The sequence below is a fragment of the Gammaproteobacteria bacterium genome (assembly GCA_013003425.1).
Lineage (GTDB): Bacteria > Pseudomonadota > Gammaproteobacteria > Steroidobacterales > JABDKV01 > JABDJB01.
Genome location: JABDJB010000018.1, coordinates 91,055 through 112,539 on the forward strand (window position 1 = coordinate 91,055; position 21,485 = coordinate 112,539).

The 21,485-nt window shown below is 58.8% G+C and carries 15 protein-coding genes; 5 read left to right on the plus strand and 10 right to left on the minus strand.

Going from position 1 to position 21,485, the window contains the following annotated elements:
* Nucleotides 1–5 precede the first annotated feature (5 nt).
* From uvrC to aceA, 5 genes are all read right to left on the minus strand, one after another.
* Nucleotides 6–1,862 (minus strand): excinuclease ABC subunit UvrC, encoded by a 1,857-nt coding sequence (gene uvrC, locus HKN06_03930; protein NNF60461.1) that lies wholly within the window; start codon nucleotides 1,860–1,862, stop codon nucleotides 6–8.
* Nucleotides 1,859–2,497 carry a uracil-DNA glycosylase gene (locus tag HKN06_03935; protein NNF60462.1) on the minus strand — a complete coding sequence of 213 codons (639 nt, stop codon included), beginning with the start codon at nucleotides 2,495–2,497 and terminating at the stop codon, nucleotides 1,859–1,861. Before HKN06_03935 ends, uvrC begins: the two co-directional genes overlap by 4 nt.
* A gap of 70 nt (nucleotides 2,498–2,567) precedes the next feature.
* Nucleotides 2,568–3,230 (minus strand): response regulator, encoded by a 663-nt coding sequence (locus HKN06_03940; protein ID NNF60463.1) that lies wholly within the window; start codon nucleotides 3,228–3,230, stop codon nucleotides 2,568–2,570.
* A gap of 88 nt (nucleotides 3,231–3,318) precedes the next feature.
* Nucleotides 3,319–4,665: an NADP-dependent isocitrate dehydrogenase gene (gene icd, locus HKN06_03945; protein NNF60464.1), complete on the minus strand. Its 1,347-nt coding sequence runs from the start codon at nucleotides 4,663–4,665 to the stop codon at nucleotides 3,319–3,321.
* A 161-nt stretch (nucleotides 4,666–4,826) separates the two neighbouring features.
* The gene (gene aceA / locus HKN06_03950; protein NNF60465.1) at nucleotides 4,827–6,101 is read right to left on the minus strand and encodes an isocitrate lyase; all 1,275 of its coding nucleotides are present in this window, start codon (nucleotides 6,099–6,101) and stop codon (nucleotides 4,827–4,829) included.
* A gap of 229 nt (nucleotides 6,102–6,330) precedes the next feature.
* Between aceA and rssA the strand changes: the two genes are divergently transcribed.
* Nucleotides 6,331–7,224: a patatin-like phospholipase RssA gene (gene rssA / locus HKN06_03955; GenBank protein ID NNF60466.1), complete on the plus strand. Its 894-nt coding sequence runs from the start codon at nucleotides 6,331–6,333 to the stop codon at nucleotides 7,222–7,224.
* On the opposite strand, the gene HKN06_03960 is transcribed toward rssA, so the two are convergent.
* Nucleotides 7,225–8,610, minus strand: a complete 1,386-nt coding sequence (locus tag HKN06_03960) for a 3-deoxy-7-phosphoheptulonate synthase class II (protein NNF60467.1) — start codon at nucleotides 8,608–8,610, stop codon at nucleotides 7,225–7,227. It lies immediately after the preceding gene.
* 102 nt (nucleotides 8,611–8,712) lie between these two features.
* On the opposite strand from HKN06_03960, the gene HKN06_03965 reads away from it, so the two are divergent.
* The 4 genes from HKN06_03965 (at nucleotide 8,713) to HKN06_03980 (ending at nucleotide 12,551) form a co-directional block, all read left to right on the plus strand.
* Entirely contained in the window at nucleotides 8,713–10,236 is a 1,524-nt protein-coding gene (locus HKN06_03965) for an aldehyde dehydrogenase family protein (GenBank protein NNF60468.1), read from the plus strand.
* A gap of 289 nt (nucleotides 10,237–10,525) precedes the next feature.
* Nucleotides 10,526–11,074 carry an RNA polymerase sigma factor gene (locus HKN06_03970; GenBank protein ID NNF60469.1) on the plus strand — a complete coding sequence of 183 codons (549 nt, stop codon included), beginning with the start codon at nucleotides 10,526–10,528 and terminating at the stop codon, nucleotides 11,072–11,074.
* Nucleotides 11,071–11,613: a hypothetical protein gene (locus tag HKN06_03975; protein NNF60470.1), complete on the plus strand. Its 543-nt coding sequence runs from the start codon at nucleotides 11,071–11,073 to the stop codon at nucleotides 11,611–11,613. The genes HKN06_03970 and HKN06_03975 overlap by 4 nt, the downstream gene beginning before the upstream one ends.
* A complete protein-coding gene (locus tag HKN06_03980; protein ID NNF60471.1) occupies nucleotides 11,610–12,551 on the plus strand; it encodes a DUF4097 family beta strand repeat protein in 942 nt (313 codons plus the stop codon). Before HKN06_03975 ends, HKN06_03980 begins: the two co-directional genes overlap by 4 nt.
* A 317-nt stretch (nucleotides 12,552–12,868) precedes the next feature.
* On the opposite strand, the gene HKN06_03985 is transcribed toward HKN06_03980, so the two are convergent.
* The 4 genes from HKN06_03985 to HKN06_04000 form a co-directional block, all read right to left on the minus strand.
* Nucleotides 12,869–13,462 (minus strand): hypothetical protein, encoded by a 594-nt coding sequence (locus HKN06_03985; protein ID NNF60472.1) that lies wholly within the window; start codon nucleotides 13,460–13,462, stop codon nucleotides 12,869–12,871.
* Complete coding sequence (locus HKN06_03990; protein ID NNF60473.1) at nucleotides 13,462–13,647, minus strand: hypothetical protein; 186 nt, start codon at nucleotides 13,645–13,647, stop codon at nucleotides 13,462–13,464. The genes HKN06_03985 and HKN06_03990 overlap by 1 nt, the downstream gene beginning before the upstream one ends.
* Nucleotides 13,648–13,776: 129 nt before the next feature.
* The gene (locus HKN06_03995) at nucleotides 13,777–14,358 is read right to left on the minus strand and encodes a PEP-CTERM sorting domain-containing protein (protein ID NNF60474.1); all 582 of its coding nucleotides are present in this window, start codon (nucleotides 14,356–14,358) and stop codon (nucleotides 13,777–13,779) included.
* Nucleotides 14,355–21,485 (minus strand): PASTA domain-containing protein (locus HKN06_04000; protein NNF60475.1); only part of this gene is annotated, 7,131 nt, incomplete at its 5' end. The genes HKN06_03995 and HKN06_04000, both read right to left, overlap by 4 nt.

Below are 21,485 nucleotides of genomic sequence, written 5' to 3' on the forward strand. Positions count from 1 at the left end.
CGCACTTATTCTGTTCCGTGAAAAGTCTCGTATATTGTCGCGGCAAGCTTGCGGCTAATGCCGTGCACCTCTGCCAGGTCTTCGACACCGGCACGCGTGACACCCTGCAGTCCGCCAAAATGCTTCAACAGTTCGCGCCGGCGTTTCGGGCCCAGGCCCGGAATCGACTCCAGCACCGACCCGGTGCGTGCCTTTGCCCGCCGCGAACGGTGACCGCTGATAGCAAAACGATGCGCTTCATCCCTGACCTGCTGTATCAGGTGCAACGCCGGTGAGTCGGCCGGCAGTATAGTGGGACGATCCTGCCCCAACAAGATCAGCCGCTCATCGCCCGGTCGACGGTCGCTGCCCTTGGCAACGCCAACGATCTGGACGCTATCGAGCTGCATCTCCTCAAGCACTTTTGCCGCTTCAGCCACCTGGCCCTTGCCACCATCGACGAACAGCACATCAGGCAACGGTGCCTCACCCCTGCGGATTCGCGTGTAGCGTCGCTGCAACGCCTGGTTCATGGCGCCATAGTCGTCACCCGGGGTTACCCCCTTTATGTTGAAACGGCGGTACTCACTTTTGTGTGCCCCTTCCGGCCCGAACACGACGCAGCTTGCCACCGTTTCCTCACCGCCGGTGTGGCTGATATCAAAACATTCCAGCCGGGTCGGGGTTTCCTCAAGGTCCAGAGCGTCTTTCAACGCATCGAACTGGTTGGCAAGGCTGGCTGCTGATGCAACCCGGAGCTGCAGCGCATGGCGTGCGTTAGTCGAGGCCATTTCGAGCCAGCGCGCACGGTCACCCCGCACGCGGTGCTTGATCTGCACCCGGTGCCCGGCTCGTTCACTGATAACTTCCAGCAGCGGTGCGTGTTCCTGCAATTCATCGCTGACAATAATTTCAGCCGGCGCTTCGCGCCCCAGGTAATATTGCGAAATAAACGAAGAAAGCACGTCGGCCGACCCTGCCTGCGCAGCACTGCGGGGGTAAAAGTTGCGGCTGCCCAGGTTACGCCCGCCGCGGATAAACATCACCGCCACGCTGAAGTGACGGCCTTCGGCAGCTGCAGCGACCACATCGACATCCCCGCTTGCGCGGGTGACAAACTGGCGCTCCTGCACCCGCTCGATGCGTGCTACCTGGTCGCGTAAATGCGCGGCACGCTCATAATCGAGCTGCTCCGCTGCTTGTTCCATTCGCCTGATGAGGTCGGATCGCACTTCTGCCTCGCGCCCCTGCAGGAACAGCACGGCATGTTCGACATCGGCCGCATAGTCCTGGCGACTGACCAGCCCCACACACGGTGCGGAACAGCGCTTGATCTGGTGCTGCAGGCAGGGTCGTGAGCGGTTGGCAAAAAAACTGTCTTCGCACTGGCGCACCTGGAACAGGCGTTGCAGGTGACCCAGAGATTCACGCACCGCTTTTGCGCTCGGATAAGGGCCAAAATACCTGTGCCCTTTCTTTTTTGCTCCGCGATAAAACGACAGCCGCGGGAAATCATGCACCATTGACACCCTCACATAGGGAAAGCTCTTGTCGTCGCGCAGCAATATGTTGTAGCGCGGCTGGTGTTTTTTGACCAGCTGGTCTTCGAGTAACAGCGCCTCGGTCTCGGTATTGGTCAGCGTAATGCGAATATCGGCAACATGGCGCAGCAATGCCGCTGTCTTGACTGCGGTCGCCCCGCCCCGAAAGTAACTACTGACCCTGTTTTTCAGGTTGCGGGCCTTGCCGACGTATATCGTTTTACCTTCCGCATCGAGCATGCAGTAAACCCCGGGGCGGCTGCTCAGTGAAGCCAGCAGCGGCTCCGGGTCGAACTGGCCGGGGGTGGGCCGCGAGACCGTGGGTTCCGCCCTGCCCTTCACCGGTCCAGTATTTCCCGGATGCGACTGAATACCGCACTGAACATCGGCTCAGTAAGACGGCGGGTCTGGGTGTTGTAGCGACTGCAGTGATACGAATCAATCAGCGTCAGCCCCGGTTCCGGCTCGTACTCGTTGGCGTGGCCAAAGGGAAAATCGACCTGGCGCAATTCAAGACAGCGGATGACGGCACGATGGGCAATGCCGCCGAGTGCCAGAACCACGACAGGCCGGGCAAGCGACTTCAATTCCGCACTGAGGAAGTCGCGACAGTTGTTTATCTCGGCGCCGACCGGCTTGTTTGCCGGCGGTACGCATTTGACCGCGTTGGTGATACGGGCGTCCCGCAGCTCCAGACCGTCGCTGGCACCTTCCGACACCGGCGCACTGGAGAAACCGTGCTCATACAAGGTTCGATACAGGATGCCGCCGGCATGGTCTCCGGTAAACGGCCGGCCAGTGCGGTTGGCGCCATGCATGCCCGGCGCCAGCCCGACAATAAGCAGGCGTGGCTGGTCTGCCCCGAAAGGAGCAACCGGTGCGCAATGGTAGTCGGGATATTTGGCGTGACTTTGCGCCAGGTACTCCACCAGGCGCGGACAGCGCTTGCAGTCAGGATCGAATATAGCCGCGGACATGGTGTTACTTTACCAGCGCAACAGCGCGCCGGCCCGGCTCACCGGGCGTGAATTGGCGCAGATGTTGCAGCTAGTCGAGGCGTGCCAGCGGTGGCGGCTCCGGGTCGAGCAGACCATAACGCATGGCCAGGCGAACCAGGTCGACGTTGTTGTCAGCATCGAGCTTCTGAAAAATTCGTGAGCGATAGGTGCTGACGGTTTTCGGGCTCAGGCACAGCTTGTCGGAAATCGCCTGGGTGCTGTCGCCCTGGGTAATGAGCAGCAATACCTGAAGCTCGCGCTCGGACAGGGAATTCATCGGTGATTCCTGGTCACCGCGTAACAGCGTCTCATCCGCCAGCCGGCGCGCAATGACCGGCGCGAGGTAGCGCTCGCCACGGTCGACCATACGTACGGCTTCGATAATTTCTTCCGGGGAACAATCCTTGGTCAGGTAGGCATTGGCGCCCAGCTCCAGGATCTTGCGCGGCAGCGGCATGTCGCTGTAAACGGTCAGGCAGATTATCTTCGAACTGCCACGCGCGAGGATGCGACGCGACGCCTCGAACCCGCCAATACCCGGCATGAACTTGTCCATGATGCAGATGTCCGGACTGACCTCGTCGACCAGTTCCAGTGCCTCTTCGCCGGAGGCCGCCTCAGCGACGACCTCTATATCCCCGGCTCCCTCCAGTATTTTTCTTATGCCTGTACGGACCAGCTTGTGGTCGTCGGCGAGCAAGACTCTTATCACGTGTTGTTCCTCAAACTCGGTCTAAATGTACCACCCGATCTTTATATTTATGCACTTGTTGACATAAGTGGTTGATTTTTGATCAATCTCAGCTGGCCGGCGCATCCCGCATGTGGCGGATCACCGCTTCACCAAAGCCGCTGGTACCGACCAGCGTGGCACCCGGCACCAGCCGCTCCAGCTTCTCCGGCACCGTACGCTGCGAGGCCAGGTCGCGCCGGTTGCCGCGTATCGCCTCGCGCAGCAGCGCCAGGTCAAAGGTGAGCTCCTTGGCAGCAATCGCGTTACGCACGCCCTTGATAATCAGCGCCGCCGCTTCCGGCCAGCCGATGTAGCGCAACATCATTTCGGCCGACAGGATAAGCGACCCGGGATTGACCCGGTCCTTGCCCGCATAACCCGGTGCCGTGCCGTGGGTGGCCTCGAACACAGCCAGGCCGTCGCCGATATTGCCGCCCGGGGCGATACCGATGCCACCGACCTGCGCCGCCAACGCATCGGAAATATAGTCACCATTCAGGTTGAGCGTGGCGATCACGTCGTATTCGTCCGGTCGCAGCAGGATCTGCTGCAGGAAGTTATCGGCAATGATGTCTTTCACCACGATATCGTGACCGGTTTGCGGGTTTTTGAATTTGCACCAGGGCCCGTTGTCGAGCAGCTCTGCGCCAAATTCCTCGCGGGCAACTTCGTAACCCCAGTTACGGAAAGCACCCTCTGTGTACTTCATGATGTTGCCCTTGTGCACCAGCGTTACGGAAGTACGGTCATATTCGATTGCATAGCGAATTGCCTTGCGAATCAGCCGTTCCGAGCCTTCGCGTGATACCGGCTTGATACCAATACCGGAACTGTTCGGAAAGCGTATCTGGTGTACGTCCATCTGCTCCTGCAGGAACGCAATGATCTTGTGCACTTCGGGTGAACCGGCCGGCCACTCGATGCCGGCATAAATGTCCTCGGTGTTTTCACGGAACACCACCATGTCGACCAGGTCGGACTCTTTCATCGGCGTGCTGATGCCGCTGAAGTTGCGAATCGGACGTACGCAGGCATACAGGTCCATTGCCTGGCGGATGGCCACATTGAGAGAACGCATGCCGCCACCCACCGGGGTCGCCAATGGACCTTTGATCGAAACGATGTACTCGCGCATCGCATGCAGCGTCTCGTCGGGAAGCCAGGCGCCGCTGGCGTATTTCTGCGTGGCCTTGCTGCCGGCGAAAACCTCCATCCAGGAGATTTCGCGCTTGTCGCCATAAGCCTTGCTTACCGCCGCATCGACCACCGCGCGCATCACCGGCGTCACATCGATGCCGATGCCGTCGCCTTCAATGAACGGAACAATGGGATTATCAGGGACGTTAAGCGTGAAATCTGCGTTGGCAGTGATGGATTCGCCGTCGGCCGGCACTTCGATGTGCTCGTACTGCATGTGTCCTCCCGTGCGTTAGGCGCGCACAGGATAGCAGACTACCCGGCAGCAAAGTCCTGGCGGCGGCGCGAACGGCACGCGCCAGAGACGAACAGCGATATCGGGCCGGTAACAGCGGCATCGGGGACACCGCTGTTACCGCCCGAAAATACAGAAACGCTTTAGCCTGCGGCCTCGTCGAACTGCTCTTCCTCAGTCGAGCCTTCCAGCGCGCTCAGCGACGACTGACCGGCATTGATGACCTGTGTTACGGCATCGAAATACCCGGCGCCCACTTCGCGCTGATGACGAGTGGCCGTGTAGCCGGCGCTCTCGGTAGCAAACTCTGCTTCCTGCAGCTGGACGTACGCGGCCATCTGCGACTCTTTGTAGCCGCGCGCCAGCGTAAACATGCTGTGGTTGAGCGCATGAAAGCCTGCCAGGGTCACGAACTGGAATTTGTAACCCATGGCACCCAGCTCACGCTGGAATTTTGCAATTGTTGCTTCGTCCAGGTTCTTGCGCCAGTTAAATGAGGGCGAGCAGTTGTAAGCCAGCATCTTGTCCGGATGCTCGGCGTGTATCGCATCGGCAAAACGCTTTGCCTGGTCCAGATCCGGCACGGACGTTTCACACCAGACCAGGTCAGCGTACGGCGCATAGGCCAGGCCACGAGAGATGGCCTGATCCAGGCCGGCATTGACGCGGTAGAACCCTTCGACGGTGCGCTCACCGGTGATGAACTGACGATCATTCTCGTCGATATCCGCTGTCAGCAGGTTGGCCGCGTCGGCGTCGGTACGCGCGACGATAATGGTCGGCACGCCGCAAACATCGGCAGCGAGTCGTGCAGCCACGAGTTTGTTCACGGCCTCAACCGTTGGCACCAGCACCTTGCCGCCCATGTGGCCGCATTTTTTTGCTGATGAGAGCTGGTCTTCGAAGTGGACGCCGGCGGCGCCCGCCTCGATCATCCACTTGGTCAGCTCGAAGGCGTTGAGCACCCCGCCGAAACCGGCTTCGGCATCGGCAACGATTGGCGCATACCATTCAATACTGTCGTCGCCCTCGGCGTGATGAATCTGGTCGGCGCGCTGCAGCGTGTTGTTGATACGACGCACCAGCGATGGCACCGAGTCGGCCGGATAAAGGGACTGGTCGGGATACATCTGCCCGGCCACGTTGGCGTCACCGGCGACCTGCCAGCCGGAACAGTAAATCGCGTCCAGCCCTGCCTTGACCTGCTGCATCGCCTGGTTTCCTGTGAGCGCGCCCAGCGCGTTGACGAACGGGCGGGCGTGCATCAGGCGCCACAGCCGCTCTGCACCACGCCGCGCAAGCGTGTGTTCTATGGGCACGGTCCCACGCAGTTTTTCGACGTCGGCGGCGCTATAGGGACGCTGCACACCGTTCCAGCGGGGATTGCTCTGCCAGTCTTTCTCCAGATCCGTTGTCATGGTTATATGCCTCAGTTATTGATGCTTGAGGGGCAGCGTTGCATACGTTGTCATGCTGCTCCCGGCGGGGCTTTTGAAATTCGCGGATATTAGACACAATTGTGCTATGCAATACCAAAAAAGCAGTAAACCAGTTCTCGATTTCCAGCGTATAAATAGGTGGTTAGTAGCTTATGTTTAGTCTCTTTCTAATGCGGCATTGCACCATTCATGCGCAGGCGGGCCGGACATGACGGGCAAACTGGGGCTGGCGCTGGGCAGTGGCGCAGCACGCGGCTGGAGCCATATCGGGGTGGTCCGGGCGCTGGTCGAACGCGGTATCCGTCCGCAGGTAATTACCGGCTGCTCGATTGGCTCTCTGGTCGGTGCAGCCTATGCCTCGGACCAGCTCGATGTACTCGAGGACTGGGTGACCGGGCTTACCCGCATGGACGTCTTTGGCCTGCTCGATGCGCGTTTTCGTGGCGGTGTATTCCAGGGCAGCCGGGTAATGAATGCCATTGGCGAACAGCTGAAGGATCGGCCGATCGAGCAGCTTGACGCTTCGTTCGCTGCAGTTGCCACTGACCTGATCACCGGCCGCGAGATCTGGCTGCGTGAAGGCAACATGCTGGCAGCAGTGCGTGCTTCGTGCGGCCTTCCCGGCCTGTTTTCACCGACCCGACACGAAGGCCGATGGTTGATTGACGGCGGCCTTGTTAATCCGGTACCGGTCTCATTGTGTTATGCGATGGGCGCCGAGACGGTCATTGCAGTCAACCTCAATGCCCACCTGGCAAACCGCCGGCATCTTATCGAGAACAAGCTGATCGAAATCGACAAGTCCGACCGTGAACTGCGTGGTTTTGAAAAGCTGGCCGATGTATTCAGTTCGTTGTTCAGCAGTCGTGACTCCGAGCCGGGCATACTCGATGTGGTCAACGCCTCAGTCAGCATCATGCAGGAGCGCATTACGCGCAGCCGCATGGCAGGCGAGCCGCCGCTGGTTGAGATTGCACCGCGGGTGGACGACGTTCAGCTGATGGATTTTCATCGCGCCGATGAAACGATTGCCGCCGGGCGCGCCGCGGTGGAAGAAGTCAGCCGGAAGCTGGAGCCGCTTGCCCGGCAGGCCGCGCGCTAATCAGTTGCGACCACGCCCACGCGCGATACCCAACGCCAGCTCCAGCGCCTGCTCGTAATTCAGCCGCGGGTCTACCGTGGATTCGTAGGCCCGCTCGAGGTCCTTGTCGGTCAGGCCCCGCGCACCACCGATGCATTCGGTGACGTCATTGCCAGTCAGCTCGAAATGCACACCGCCAAGGTAACTGCCCATTTCGCTGTGAACGCGGAATGCACTTTCCACCTCGGCGAGGATATTGTCGAAATGACGCGTTTTCACGCCGGTAGCGGTCGATTCGGTATTGCCGTGCATCGGGTCACAGCTCCATAACACCGGTGATCCGGTGGCACGGACCGCCTCGATCAGCGGCGGCAACGACTGTTCGATCTGCTTCGCACCAAAGCGGCATATCAGGGTCATGCGGCCCTGCTCGTTTTGCGGATTCAATATGCCCAGCAGCTCCTGCAGCCATTCCGCGCTCATCGCCGGGCCCAGCTTGATAGCGATGGGATTCTGGATACCGCGGTAATACTCCACGTGAGCGCCATCGACGTTTGCCGTGCGCATACCGATCCAGGGGAAATGCGTCGACAGGTTGAACCAGCCGCGACGCTTCTCCAGGTAGCGGGTCTGTGCCTGCTCGTACAACAGGTGCAGCCCCTCGTGGCTGGCATAAAAATCGATTCGCTCGGTGCTGCCGGCGGCGGGTTGCCCTGAAATCAGTTCGACGAAGTCGAGCGATTCGGAAATCGAATGAACGATTTCATGATAGTGCTTTGCCGCTGGCGAATGACGCACAAAATCAAGATCCCAGTATTCCGGGTGATGCAGGTCGGCAAAACCGCCGTCGACCAGCGCGCGAACAAAGTTCAGCGTCAGCGCAGCGCGCTCATAACCACGCAGCATCAGCTGCGGATCGGGTATACGGTCTTCGGCAGTGAACGGATGACGGTTGACCAGGTCGCCACGGTAGCTGGGCAAGGTCACGTCGTCGCGTGTTTCCAAATCGGCCGAGCGCGGCTTGGCATACTGCCCGGCCATGCGACCGACCCGGATGATCGGTTTTTTAAGCCCGTACAGCAGCACGACACTCATCTGCAGCAGGATCTTGAGCTTGTTGGCAATTGCATCAGATGTGCAGTTGTCAAAGCTCTCGGCACAGTCGCCACCCTGCAGCAGAAAGCGCTCGCCGCGCTGCGCCTCGGCCAGCTGGCGCTTCAGGCCAATGACCTCGCCGCTGGTGACGATCGGCGGCAGCTGCGACAGCGCCGCCACCGCCCGCTCGACGGCGGCATCATCGGGATATTGTGGCTGCTGCGTGGCCGTCAGTGCCTGCCAGGTTGCCGGGTGCCAGTCGGTTTGTGTCGGTGTACGTACCATGATGCAACCGATGCTAGCGGCACACATGACGCGGTGCAAACAAATGGTTGGCATTGCGCCGGGGTGCTTGGCAGAATGCCGCCCCACGCTGCGGCTGGCGGCCGCTCTTATGTCTTATGGAGAAAAGCGATGAAAGCCCTACTGGACCAGCTCGGATTGCAGGCAGTCAACCCGGGTACCTTTACTCCGCAAAGCGGCTGGTCGGCCGATGACTCAGGCGCGCTGCTCGAATCTCTGAACCCCGCAAACGGTGAACCCATCGCCAGCGTGCAGTCGGCATCGGAGGCTGACTACGAGCGGCTCATCACTGAAGCGCGGCAGGTGTTTGACCAGTGGCGCATGATTCCGGCACCCCAACGCGGCGAAGCGATACGGCTGGTCGGGCAGGAGCTGCGCCGGCACAAAGATGCGCTTGGCAGCCTGGTGTCGCTGGAAATGGGCAAGATCAAGGCCGAGGGTGATGGCGAAGTCCAGGAGATGATCGATATCGCCGATTTTGCGGTCGGCCAGTCGCGCATGCTGTACGGCAAGACGATGCACTCCGAGCGCCCACATCACCGCATGTACGAACAGTGGCACCCGTACGGCATCACCGGAATCATCAGCGCCTTTAATTTTCCGGTTGCGGTCTGGTCATGGAACGCGTTTATCGCCGCCGTTTGCGGCAACGTGAGCGTCTGGAAACCGTCACCGAAAACACCATTGTGCGCGGTGGCCGTACAGCAGATTTGCAATCGTGCGCTGACCGACAATGGCTTTCCCGGCATCTTCGGTTTGTTTGTCGATGCCGACAATCGGCTGGCGCAAAAATTTGTCGACGATACGCGGGTCGAGCTGATGTCGTTTACCGGATCCTGCGCCATCGGTCGCCAGGTTGGCGAACAGGTGGCAGCGCGGATGGGCCGCAGCCTGCTGGAGCTGGGTGGCAACAACGCACTGATTGTTGATGAATACGCCAACCTCGATCTTGCGGTGCCGGCCATAGTCTTTGGCGCCGTTGGCACTGCGGGCCAGCGTTGCACCACGACAAGACGCGTACTCGCGCACGAAAAAGTCATCGACAAGCTGTGCGACAGCCTGACGCACGCGTACCAGCAGGTCAGCATCGGTGATCCGCTCGATCCCAGGACGCTGATGGGACCGTTGATAGATGAGTCGAGCGTTGCCCGCTTTGAAACAGCAGTCGAGGCGGTAACACAGGCCGGCGGCGAGATAATTGCAGGCGGCAAGTCCATCGAGGGCAACGGCTACTTCGTGCAACCGACCATTGCCCGGGCACGTAACGAGTGGGATATCGTCCAGAACGAAACTTTCGCTCCAGTGCTCTACGTGATTCCTTTTGCCAACCTCGATGAGGCAATCGCAATGCAGAACTCGGTACCACAGGGCCTGTCGTCGGCAATCTTCACCGACAACCTGCAGCATGCCGAGCGTTTTCTTTCCGCCAGCGGCAGCGACTGCGGCATAGCCAACGTCAATATTGGTACGTCGGGCGCGGAAATCGGTGGCGCCTTCGGTGGCGAAAAAGAAACCGGTGGTGGTCGCGAGGCCGGGTCCGACTCGTGGAAGGCTTACATGCGGCGTCAGACCAACACCATCAACTGGGGCAGCGACCTGCCGCTGGCGCAGGGCATCACCTTCGACCTGGGTTAGCCGCACGATTGCAGACGCCTGTACGAGCCGCTTCAGCCGCGATCCGGCGGGTGCCAAAATGCGCCTGTAGGAGCGGCTTCAGCCGCGAACCGGTTTGTGCCGAAAAACCGCGATTGGCGGGTTCAGCAACACCGAATCCAGCGAGCTTTGGGGATTCGCGGCTAAAGCCGCTCCGGCGAGGCGCCCCTGGTTCGGATCGCTGTAAACCATTGAATGCCGGGCGGCATCTGAGTGGCATGGGGATTACCATGGCAGCGAGGACCCTGCGTTGGTCGCAACAGCCCGAGTGATGAAGCCAGCAAGACGTGATGCCGCGAAGGAAACCGCGCTGGTGCGGCGCGCGGTCGACGGCGACATGGCGGCATTCGAGGAACTGTACCGCGACTGCGTCGGGCGCATCTACGCTGTCTGCCTGCGCATGACTGCCGATCGCAGCGTCGCCGAGGACTGCACCCAGTCGGCGTTCGTGCGTGCATGGCAAAAACTCGACCGGTTTGAAGGACGCAGCGCCTTCAGTTCATGGCTGCATCGCATTGCCGTAAACGAAGTCCTTTCGCGCCATCGTAGTGATACGCGCCGTCGCACTCACCTGGAAGTCGTCAGCGAGCTGCCGGCAGGCACCGATATCGATCTGGTCAGCCGGGATGCCGGGGTCAACATGGATCTCGAAGCAGCAGTGCAGTCCCTGCCCAACGGTGCTCGTGAGACATTTGTGCTGTTTGCCGTTTACGGCTACAGCCACCAGGAAATTGCCGACACTCTCGGAGTCGCAGTCGGCACCTGCAAAGCGCAGGTTCACCGCGCACGAAAACTGTTGCGCGCAAGGTTGGAAAAATGACTGACAGAAGTGATTCGTTGATCGGGCGTGCCGCCGCCCTGCCGGATGAGATCAGCCCGGAACGCGACCTGTGGCCACAAATCGCCAGTAAGCTCGGCCAGCCCGAAGTGCCGGCGGTGCAGCAGCGTCGCTGGTGGCCGCAGGCAGTCGCGGCCGGTGTGGCTTTGGTGGCGCTGTCGTCAGCTGTCACCTGGCGGTTCGCCACTCAACAAGATGTCAGCACTGCAGCTGTAGTCGCAGCAATTACCGCGCCGGCTACACAGTACGTTGCTGACGCGGAGATGTTGCAGGTGCGCCAACGCCTGACGGTTGCGCTGGATGACAGCCTGCAGCGCCTTTCACCTGACACGCGGCGCAACGTCAGCCGCAACCTGCTTGAAATCCATGAGAGCCTGGCCCGGATTCGCACCGCGCTCGAACAGGATCCTCAGAACGCCTTCCTGCACCAGTTGCTGCACTCGATCTATCGCCAGGAACTGGACCTGTTAACCGACATCAACAAACTGGCCGCCGAGCGGCCGCAAGAGATACAGATATGAAAGCTTATTTTTTCCTGCCACTTTTACTGCTCGCGACGTCAGTCGCCGGGGCCGGGGCTATCAACGAGGAAGCTGCTATGCCGGCGAACGGACGCCTGAAGGTATCCAATGTTTCCGGGAGCGTTGAAATCTATGGCTGGTCGCGCAACCGCATCGAAGTCACCGGTGACCTTGGCAACGAATCCGAACTGGTCTTTTCCGTTGACGGCAGCTCCGCAACGGTCGAAGTCGAAAGCGAGGGCAAGGGCTGGGGCGATCGTTCCCGCACCGACCTGGTGATTCGGGTTCCGAAATCGACGCGGGTCAATGCATCAACCGTTTCCGCCAACCTACTGGTTGAGGAAATCGAAGGCGAACTCCGCTTGCAAACCGTCAGCGGCGATCTCGACGCACAATCATTCGGCCAGGAGGTCGAGGCACGCGCCGTCAGCGGTGAGGTTACTGTCACCGGGAACGGCAAGGTATCGATGTTTGCATTCAAGACGGTGAGCGGCGACATCGAAGCGACCGGGCTGGCTGGTGAAATCATCGCGGCCAGCGTCAGCGGCGATATCGAACTCGAGTCGGGCCAGACGTCACGGCTCAAGCTGAATACGGTCTCCGGCGATATGGACTTCAGCGGCGCCATGGCGCGAAACGCAAAGGTGGACGCCGAATCGGTCAGTGGTGATGTCGATCTGCGCCTGGACAGCCTTTATGACACCGACTACTACCTGGAATCATTCAGCGGCAACATTAGCCCGGTGCTTGGCCAGAAGGCACAGAAAAAGAGCAAGTACGCACCAGGCAGCCGGCTGGAGCTGATCGAAGGCAACGGCGATAACCGCGTTCGCATCGAGACGATGAGCGGCGACATCAGCATCAGGGAAACCGGCAATCCGCGTCGCAAGCCCGAAGTACAAACCAGTAGCCGGGATGTAATGCAGCCGCGCGGCTGACCAGGCGGCTTGCGCCACTGAAGCGGCGCCGGCAGGACGACGTTACCGTGGTACGTGTTTCGACTTGCGCAACCGGCCCCATGGCTTCCAGCAGCGATCCCGATCGGCAGCAACCGGCCAAAACCGGACGTTCACAACAATCCGTAGGAGCGGCTTCCAGCCGCGATAACTTCCGCAATCGGCCAATAGCGGTCATTAACATGCTCCCGTAGGAGCGGCTTCCAGCCGCGATTTCCGGTTTCCGCAAACGGCCACTTGCGGACCTTTTACCCGGGGCAGGGACGCCCGCTTTCCGACTGCTTTCGACTGGTGACCCGTTAATGAAGGTCCCGGCGCCGTGTACCGAACACAAGCCCGACCAGTGCCGAAGCAAGCAACCATACCGCTCCCGGCAACGGTACGACCCGGACGGCTGACCAATCGTCGCTCGGGATACCGCTCCCGTCCCAGGATCCGTCGATAATTTCGTTACCCGACGCACTCAGGATCGCGAAATAATTTGCGGTTACGATGCCGGATGCTGGCAGGACAATCTCGAAACCAGTGAGCTCCATCGTGCTATCCGCGAACAGTGACCCGGTGAAATTCTCACGCCCGAATGCGCCGTTGTCGCCAATCCAGTCGAAAAAACCTTCCAGCAGCCAGTTGTCGCCGTCCGCAGTCTGCATTTCGAAAACGAGCGTGGAACCTTCCCAGTTGATTCCAATGTCATCGGTAGCCGAGACCGCCCAGGTGCCAACGGTCAGGTCTACATCGACGGGCGCCGCGGCAGCATGACCGGAGTACAGTAAAAGTGACAACAGAGAGGAAACGATAATATTGACTCGCATATGAACATAGACGTTGTTGTAGAGGTTTACAACCACGAAGATCGAAGTTGGAACGGAATTGATCAATAAGTGGAAAGTCATTACATCGTATCTCGGGTACGACCACGCAGGCAACAAAGACGGTCGACGCAGACTTCCAGCGCATAATCGTCCGGCTCGCAGGTCTCGAACTCGAGGCCTTCCTCCTCGATCCACTGCCCGTCAGGGCGGATTGCGATCGCAGAATCCTTGGCCGGTACCTGCTTGACCAGTGCACCGATTTTCACTATTTATCCCCCCCTTGCGGGCGCACAGCGGTGTGGCCGAAAACGGAATAGTAGAGCCGATCACCGCGACGGGCAATTGTGGAATGCCGCAGGAATGTCCGGCAGTGAACCATGCCGGTCGAGGCTCGATCAGCGTGAGCCGCGGCGGCGTGCCGCCAGCAACAACCCGCCCAAACCGATCAGCAGGACGGTTGCGGGCTCGGACATAGGCGTAAACAGCGGCTGGGTGAAGAGATTGTCGCCAAACTCGTCGAGCAGATCCTCTTCAAACAAGGTGAATGGTTGCGAACCCGGTGTGCCCATCCCCAGCCAGGTAAACTCGATCGTGAAGGCGCTCAACAACTCGCCTGGCGCCACACCGGCAGCTAAAGCCAGACCGTCAAAGAACCCGAACTGATCGTCGTCCGGACCGGGAAACAGCAGGTCCGGCGGCGCGACGAACAGGTCCCAGCCGGCGGGCCCGGAATAAATGGCGGGATCAACCTGCAGGCCTCCCGGCCCGGCAATCAAATCGAACGCATACAGATCGGGGTCGAAAAATATCGTGAACTGATCAATCGGCGCCGCTGTTTCGTTGCCGACCGTGTAGGTGTACTGCCAGGTGTCACCACTGAGGTTTTCCACCTCGTAGAAAATCGGATTTGCCTGCGCCAACGGTACAAGCGCAACCCCCAATGCCACCAGTGGCGCTATTTTCTTGTTTCTTATCATGGGAAGAACTCCTGCTTGAATTCGATCTTGGCGTTGCCGTCGAGGAAACCGGCCTCTATCTTGACGAAGCCCTTAATATCGCCCTTGAATTCGAGATTACTGCTGCCACCGGTTCCAGTAGCGTTACCACCTACCTCAGCACCAATACCCAGTGCTCCTATTGGCGCAATGCCGCATGCTCGTATTGTGTACAGCCGCAACCCAATCTCTGTAACAAAAGAGCCACGCACGGCGTTTTTCCCGTCCGTACGCTGCAGAAACTCGATCGCCCCTTTATTGGCATCGCCTGTGACAGTCTCCTTGGCGATCTCGAACTTGTAGCCGCGCGCGATGTTTTCCTTGAAATCGGAGAAGATTTCAATGCCGACAGCCCGGTCCTCTGGCAGCGGAATGGTGGTCTTGTAGAATATCGATTTGCCCTGCAGCCTGGTCTCAATGCCGGTCTGGAAGATGCCGGACAGCAACGAGAAATAGATCTGCCCCGCAGCTCCCGCAGCTTCAGCCGAGCGAATGATTCCGCCCGCCGTGCAAAAAGCACGTCTCACATTGGGAACCACAACCCGCGCCAATGTACCGATGTTGCTGAGAGCCGCCGACACATCTGCGTAACCGAACTGCCCGCTCGGGTCGATACCGTTAACCGGATCGTTCACGACATAGAGATACGGCTGCAGGGTAAATGGTGAGGCAAGCAAACCCTCGATCGGGTCCCGCGACAGGAACACACCGGTGGCCGGATCGTAGTAACGGGCGCGCAGATAATAGAAGCCGGAATCACTGTCGAATTGCTCGCCGGTGTAGAGATGCTCGTTAAAGCTGCTGCCCGACGATGATGCCAGCTCACCATAGGTCTCGTAGCCATAAGTGTCGGTCACACTGCCAGTTGCATTGGTTAGCAACTCGGTGTTGCCGTGTGCGTCTGTATGGTAGTAGCTGCGGCCGCCGTCGGTCCGCGAGATCAGATCCGAGCCATAGACGAACGCTGCAACGAGATTGTCACCCGCGTCACGTTCTTCGGATACCTGTGGGAACGTAGTGACGCTGCGCGCGTCGATCAGGTATTGACTGCCACCAGTAACGCCGTCGCGTTCGATGCGGTTGTCGTCAACATCGTAAGTAAATACGGTCGCAACCGAAGGGCTGTTCAGAGCGGTCAGGCGATTGCGTGCATCCCAGTCGTAGACTGTCGTCGCACCGTCAATCCGCGCAGTACGGTTGCCATTGCTGTCATAGTTAAAGAGCGTAGTTCCAGCATTGAGCAACCTGCCATCGATGTCGTAACCGTATGTCACTACACTACCGTCATCCATTGCGATGCGATTGCCAACGGCATCGTAGCTATAGCTGATATCGCGCGGACGGCTACCGGTGCGCGTCTCGCGTGTCAGGCGATTTACGGCATCATACGTGTAGGTTTCAACCGCACCGTCTGACTCAGTAGCTGTTTCGCGTTGCCCCTTCGCTGTGCGAGTGTAGGCATACGACTCCAGCAGCGCGCCACCATCGTCTTCGTGACTTATTGCCAAGATTCGGTTGCGGTTATCAAAAGTCGTAACTGTCGTTGCGCCATTCGGGCGGACAATCTCGACCTGGTTGCCGACCGGATCGTAGCCGTAGGTCGTCAAGCCGCCGGGTTCGGTCACCGATGAAAGCCGGTCGATGCTGTCGTACGTATAGCTCACACTCTGTGTGGGCGATGTAGCTGATGCCTGGTTGCCGTTATCGTCGTAGGTGTAAGTCAAAACTCGTCCGTCCGGACGCGCTTCGCTGATTACACGATCCATTGCGTCGTAATCACTTGTGATCGTGCCCGCCGGATCGTTCGCCGTCGCGCGCGTACCACTGAGATTGTACGTGTAGCTTGCCACTGATCCGTCGGCATAGTCAGCCTGAATCACGCGATTGCGTACATCGTAATCGAACAGCGCAATCTCGCCGTTGAAGTCGGTGCGGGACTCTACGTTACCGACAGCATCATAAGCCGTTGACTCGACCAGGCCCGATGGCAGTATCTTCGCCGTGCGCCGTCCGGCTGCATCGTATTCGAAACGAGTAGTTGCCCCCAGCGCATCAGTTTGAGTTAACCGGTTGCCATCAAGATCGTACGTATACGTCGTCACCGGAGACGGTGCAATACCATCCGGTGATGGCTGCTCGACCCTGAGCAGGCGTCCGGCTACATCGTACGCAAACCCGGTGACACCGCCCTGCTCGTCGGTCTGGCTCGCCGGCCGCCCGATTTCATCGGGCGTCTGTAACCGCGTTACACCGTCAGCGAATGTCGTCTCGAGTAGACGGCCAGCGTCATCGTAGTCAAAGCTGGTCTGATTGCCGTTGGCATCGCTGGTACTGAGCGACTGCCCGGTGGGGCTAAGCACCGAAGTGATCACCGGATTCACCAGCGTGCCATCGCGGGCATCAACGACCTGCGGCAAAACAGTTTGCACCTGACGGCCGGCGCTATCGTAGATGAACTCTGTACGCGCGCCCCTCGCGTCGATGCTGGCAGCCAGGCGCCCCCCAGGACTGAATACTTCGGCGATCTGCGTGCCATCCGGGCGAATCGTCGTTACACGTCGACCAACTTCGTCATAAACGAAGGTTGTCACCCGGCCCAGGGCGTCGGTTTCGTTAATGACATTGCCTGCCGGGTCGAAGGCGACGGTTTGCTCGGCACCATCTGCATACGTGACAGTCGTCTGCTGACCGAGGATGTTGAAGCCGTACTCCGTACGCCGGCCCAGCGCATCGATGTCCGCGGCGCGCCGGCCCAACCCATCGATTTCCGTTATTGTGACGGAACCCAGCGGATCCGTCGTCGTGGTTCGTCGATCCATTCCATCGTAGGCAAACGTCGTCGTGAACGGCGTCAGAACACCATCAACATACCGGAACGCCGCGCGGCTTGTTTCGTTGCCGTTAGCGTCATAATCGATGTCGACTCGAGACACCAGGGTCCCGCCGGCATCGACGATCGACTCCGACGTAACCTGACCGAAACTGCTGTACGACCGTTGTGCCACGGTACCAGTCGCATCCTCGGTAGCTACCAGCAATCCACCACTATCGTAGAAGAAGCGTTTCATATTGCCGAGCGGATCGGTGATGGTCAGCGGCCGCAAATCACCATCGTAGGTGTACGTCGTCACGGCGCCATTCGCATCAGTACGCGATAACACGTTGCCGTTATCACCGTAAGTAGAGGATGTCGTGATGGCGAGCCCGGTCGGGTCGACGACGCGCTGCAGCACATTGTCGTCATCGTCATAGGTGATCTCGGTGCGGACCCCGTCAGGATCGATCTGGACGATCTCGTTGCCGCGCGCGTCGTACTCGTACAGCTGTAACGCTATCGTAGGCACACCCTCAATTGTGACCACACGTTCGCGCGACAGGAAATTACCATTGTCGTCAAAAATATAGCGGATCGTGTTGCCGCGCTGGTCGATCTGTATCTCTTCGCGGCCAGCAATATCACGCTGGAACTCAACCCGGTTACCAGCAGCATCGACTATGGCCGTCAATCGCCCATCGTCGTCGTACTCATTGCGAACTGCACGATTACCGAGTGGGTCCATCGCCTCGATAAGATTATGCCGCAGATCATATTTGAACGTTGTGACATTGCCCTCGGCATCCGTCTGCGCGCGCAGGTCGCCGTTGCCGTCGTATTGATATTGCTGGGTATTACCACGGGGGTCGGTCAACTCACTGATACGACCCAGGTCATCGCGGGTGAATAGCACGCTCTTGCCAGCCGAATGGATTATCCCAGTGTCGAGAAACTGCAATGTGTTGCCACTCGGATCGCTCACACTTTGAACACCATCGTCGATACTGATGACGATTTCAGTTCCATCGGCTGATGTATACCGGAACAACCTGGGGTCATAGGTGTTGTTGGTCAGATCATCGGACAGCGTAACAACACCTGGTTGCGGCTCGATTATGCTGAGGTTGTTGTTGTCGAGGCTGACCAACTCACCACGGGTGCCGAATCTCGGCACAAAGGAAGCCCGTAATGAAGACACCGGAAACGGCACCAACGCCGACACTTCTGGCGTTACGCGGAGGTCGAACTCTTCGACCCGGCCGGTCGGCAATGTAATGCTGACAATGTGCTCATCGGTCGGGACGAGTCCAAAGCTGAATCCTCCGCCGATCACTTCCCAACCCGTCCCCGGTATCCGGTTGGCACGAATCCGCATCGACTGCACACCGAGGCGCCAGCCAACACCAAAATCACCGGTTCGCTTGTCGCGACTGTCATAGGTGCGCGTTACAGTGATTGGAATACCGGCCATCGGTATCTGCAGGTCGGTGAATGTCAGCGTGTAATTGCCAATCTTCAGGTTCTCGTCGATCTGGACCATTGTTGTTGCAATGGTCTGGTTACCACCAGTGTCGAAGACCGCCAGGCGGATAGTGTAGAGGTCATTGATCAACAGCGTCGGGTCGAACTGCCCCAGCACACCGTTGCTGACCGGCGTAGTGCTGGTTGCGATGGTCGTGTAGTTGGTGTCGCCTGCCAGTGCGTAGGCGAGTTCGTACTTGAGGAAATTGGCGTCGCTGGCGCTACCGGTGATGTCGGTCGGCGCGGTAACCGTCGAATTGTTCTCCGGTGCAGTGATGACTGCAATCGGAGGTATTGCGTCGCCGGCGACCCGATCGATGACATCAATGAATGCCGAACCGACGATGGCACCACCTCGTGGCCCCCGAATCAGACCGCGGAAGATCGGCGCGAATCGCGATGCCCCGACTTTACCACCGGCGCGAGCACTGCGCGACGCCGTCACGGTGAAGCTTCCAGGTGTCGCGGAACTGAAGGCCGGGCCGGCCGACCAGTTCACTACACCGGTCAGGTTCTGACTGGTACCGTCTTCAAAGATACCCGTGGCGGTGAGACTAATAGTCTCGCTGGTCAGTATCGTCGCTGCCGGTGGCGACACGATGATTTCGGTAAGAACCAGGTTGCCATCGATACCATCGCAGTCGGAATCGATACCGTCACCAGCTGCATCTGGTTGCCCCGGTGCGATTGCGTTGTTGTCATCGTCACAATCACCCTGGTTCTCGGTGAAACCGTCGTTATCATCATCGATATCTTCGGGCGCCGGGCCGAGCGAGACAATCAGGTCAACTGCACCGCCGAACTCAATCACAGCTCCGGCGATCGGGGTCTGACTGCTGACCGAACCAGCAGGAATCGTCGGGTGGGTGGCAGTCTGCACGTTACCGGTCAGCAGGTTGGCGCCGGTCAATGTCGTTTCGGCACTCGCCTGTGGCAAGCCGACTACATCGGGCACCGTTACCGGCTGACCCACCAGCAGCGTAAATGACTGCACTGTAGCGAAACCGATGGTGTCACTGGCGATAATGCTGACCGGAAATTCCCCTTCAGCATCCGGCAACCAGTTCAATGTGCCGTTCAGCGACATAGTCATGCCGACCGGCGCGGCCGCCAGCGTAAAGCTGATCGAATCGCCCGGATCGACGTCGACTACGAACGGATCGTACTCATAGGGGAAACCAACCGTGGTCAAGGTATCGGGCTGGCTCAGGAAGACCGGTGCGTTACCTGGCGGCTGCACATCGAAGGTGACCGTGGCGACATTGGAGTCCAGTGCACCGTCGTTCGCCAGATAGGTAAAACTGTCGGTGGTGCCGGCCAGTGGATCAGGGGGCAGTTTGATCAGGTTGTAACCATTCAAACCGGGTTGCAACCAGTGTGGTATCGGGTTGCTTGGGAAGGTCAGGTCGTCGTTGACATACGCTTCCTGAAAAATCCACTGGTTGCGATAGGCCGGTGCTGCAGGCAAGGGATGAGAAGTTGCGCCTTCCCAGATGCGCGTGGCAAAGGCCAGTCCGTTAGTAAAAGAAGAGATAACTTCTGCTTCGCCGTCATTGTCTACATCCGCAATCGTCGTAAATCGTTGTTCATTCGAGGCGGAGAGGATGGGCATAAACTCCAGCACCGAGCCATCACGCCCATCGAAAATATAGACCCCGTCGTCATCAAACGGCCCATCAAATACATCCAGATAAACCACAAGATCGAAAGCGCCGTCGTTGTTGGCATCAAACGCCGTGGGGTTCACACCCTTGAAGCGGGTGAGTTCTTCGCCATATTGCCGCAGCCCCTGGTGACTCCATAATACCGAGCCATCCGTATCATAAACCTCAAAGTAACCAAGACTTAAAGTACTTCCCAAGCCGTTATACCAAGCATATTCGACTTCACGATCACCATCGAAATCTGCCACCGCAATCTGGCTGCCAGAGTTGTTATTTCTGGGAATCTGGAAAATCAGGGAGCCGTCGTGATTGAAGAGATAGTGGTTGGCTGTGTCAATTGCGATAATTTCGGCAAACGGATCGTCGTCGAAGTTTGCGACTGCGGTGGCCAGATGCGACGGCGTGCTGAGGGGGCTCGGATCAACTGGCAAGAGAAACTCAAGCTCGCCGGTATGATCCATGACGTAGTTGTGATAGATAATTTCCATCGTGCCATCGAGATCAATATCGGCAATGAGTGGCGGTTTGTAGTCGGAATCTCCGAACTGTAAATTGCCCGTCAGGAATTCCCAGGCGATGGTGCCATCTTCGGCATTGAAGGCTGTCATACCGCCGCGGATGGTTCCGCCACCAAGCCCCGCCGAATACCAGGGCATGATGATTTCGACCGTACCGTCGGCATCGATATCGGCAAAAGTCGGGCCCATCTGACTAAATCCACCGGCACTACTGTTGCCAATCATGTTGTCCAGGGCGATCGTTTCGCTGACACCGACACTAAACCCGTCTCCCGGCCACTCCTGCACGAGACTGCCGTCATGATGGATGGCCAGCAGATGATCACCATCTCCACCCACGCCCGGTATTACACTGCGGGTGCCAATAATCTCAAGATCGCCGTCGCCATCGATATCCAGCAGTCCATGATGCGAACCCTGACTAAAGCCCCCTGCAGCGATCATCTCTGATACGTTTGGAACCGCCTGTGACGTGCAGTCGTCAGCGTTCAACAACCACAACTCATTGGCCAGACCGGTACTGATAAAATCGGAGCCAACAATTTCTATATCGCCATCATTGTCGACATCACCAACCGCCAGGGTGGCATT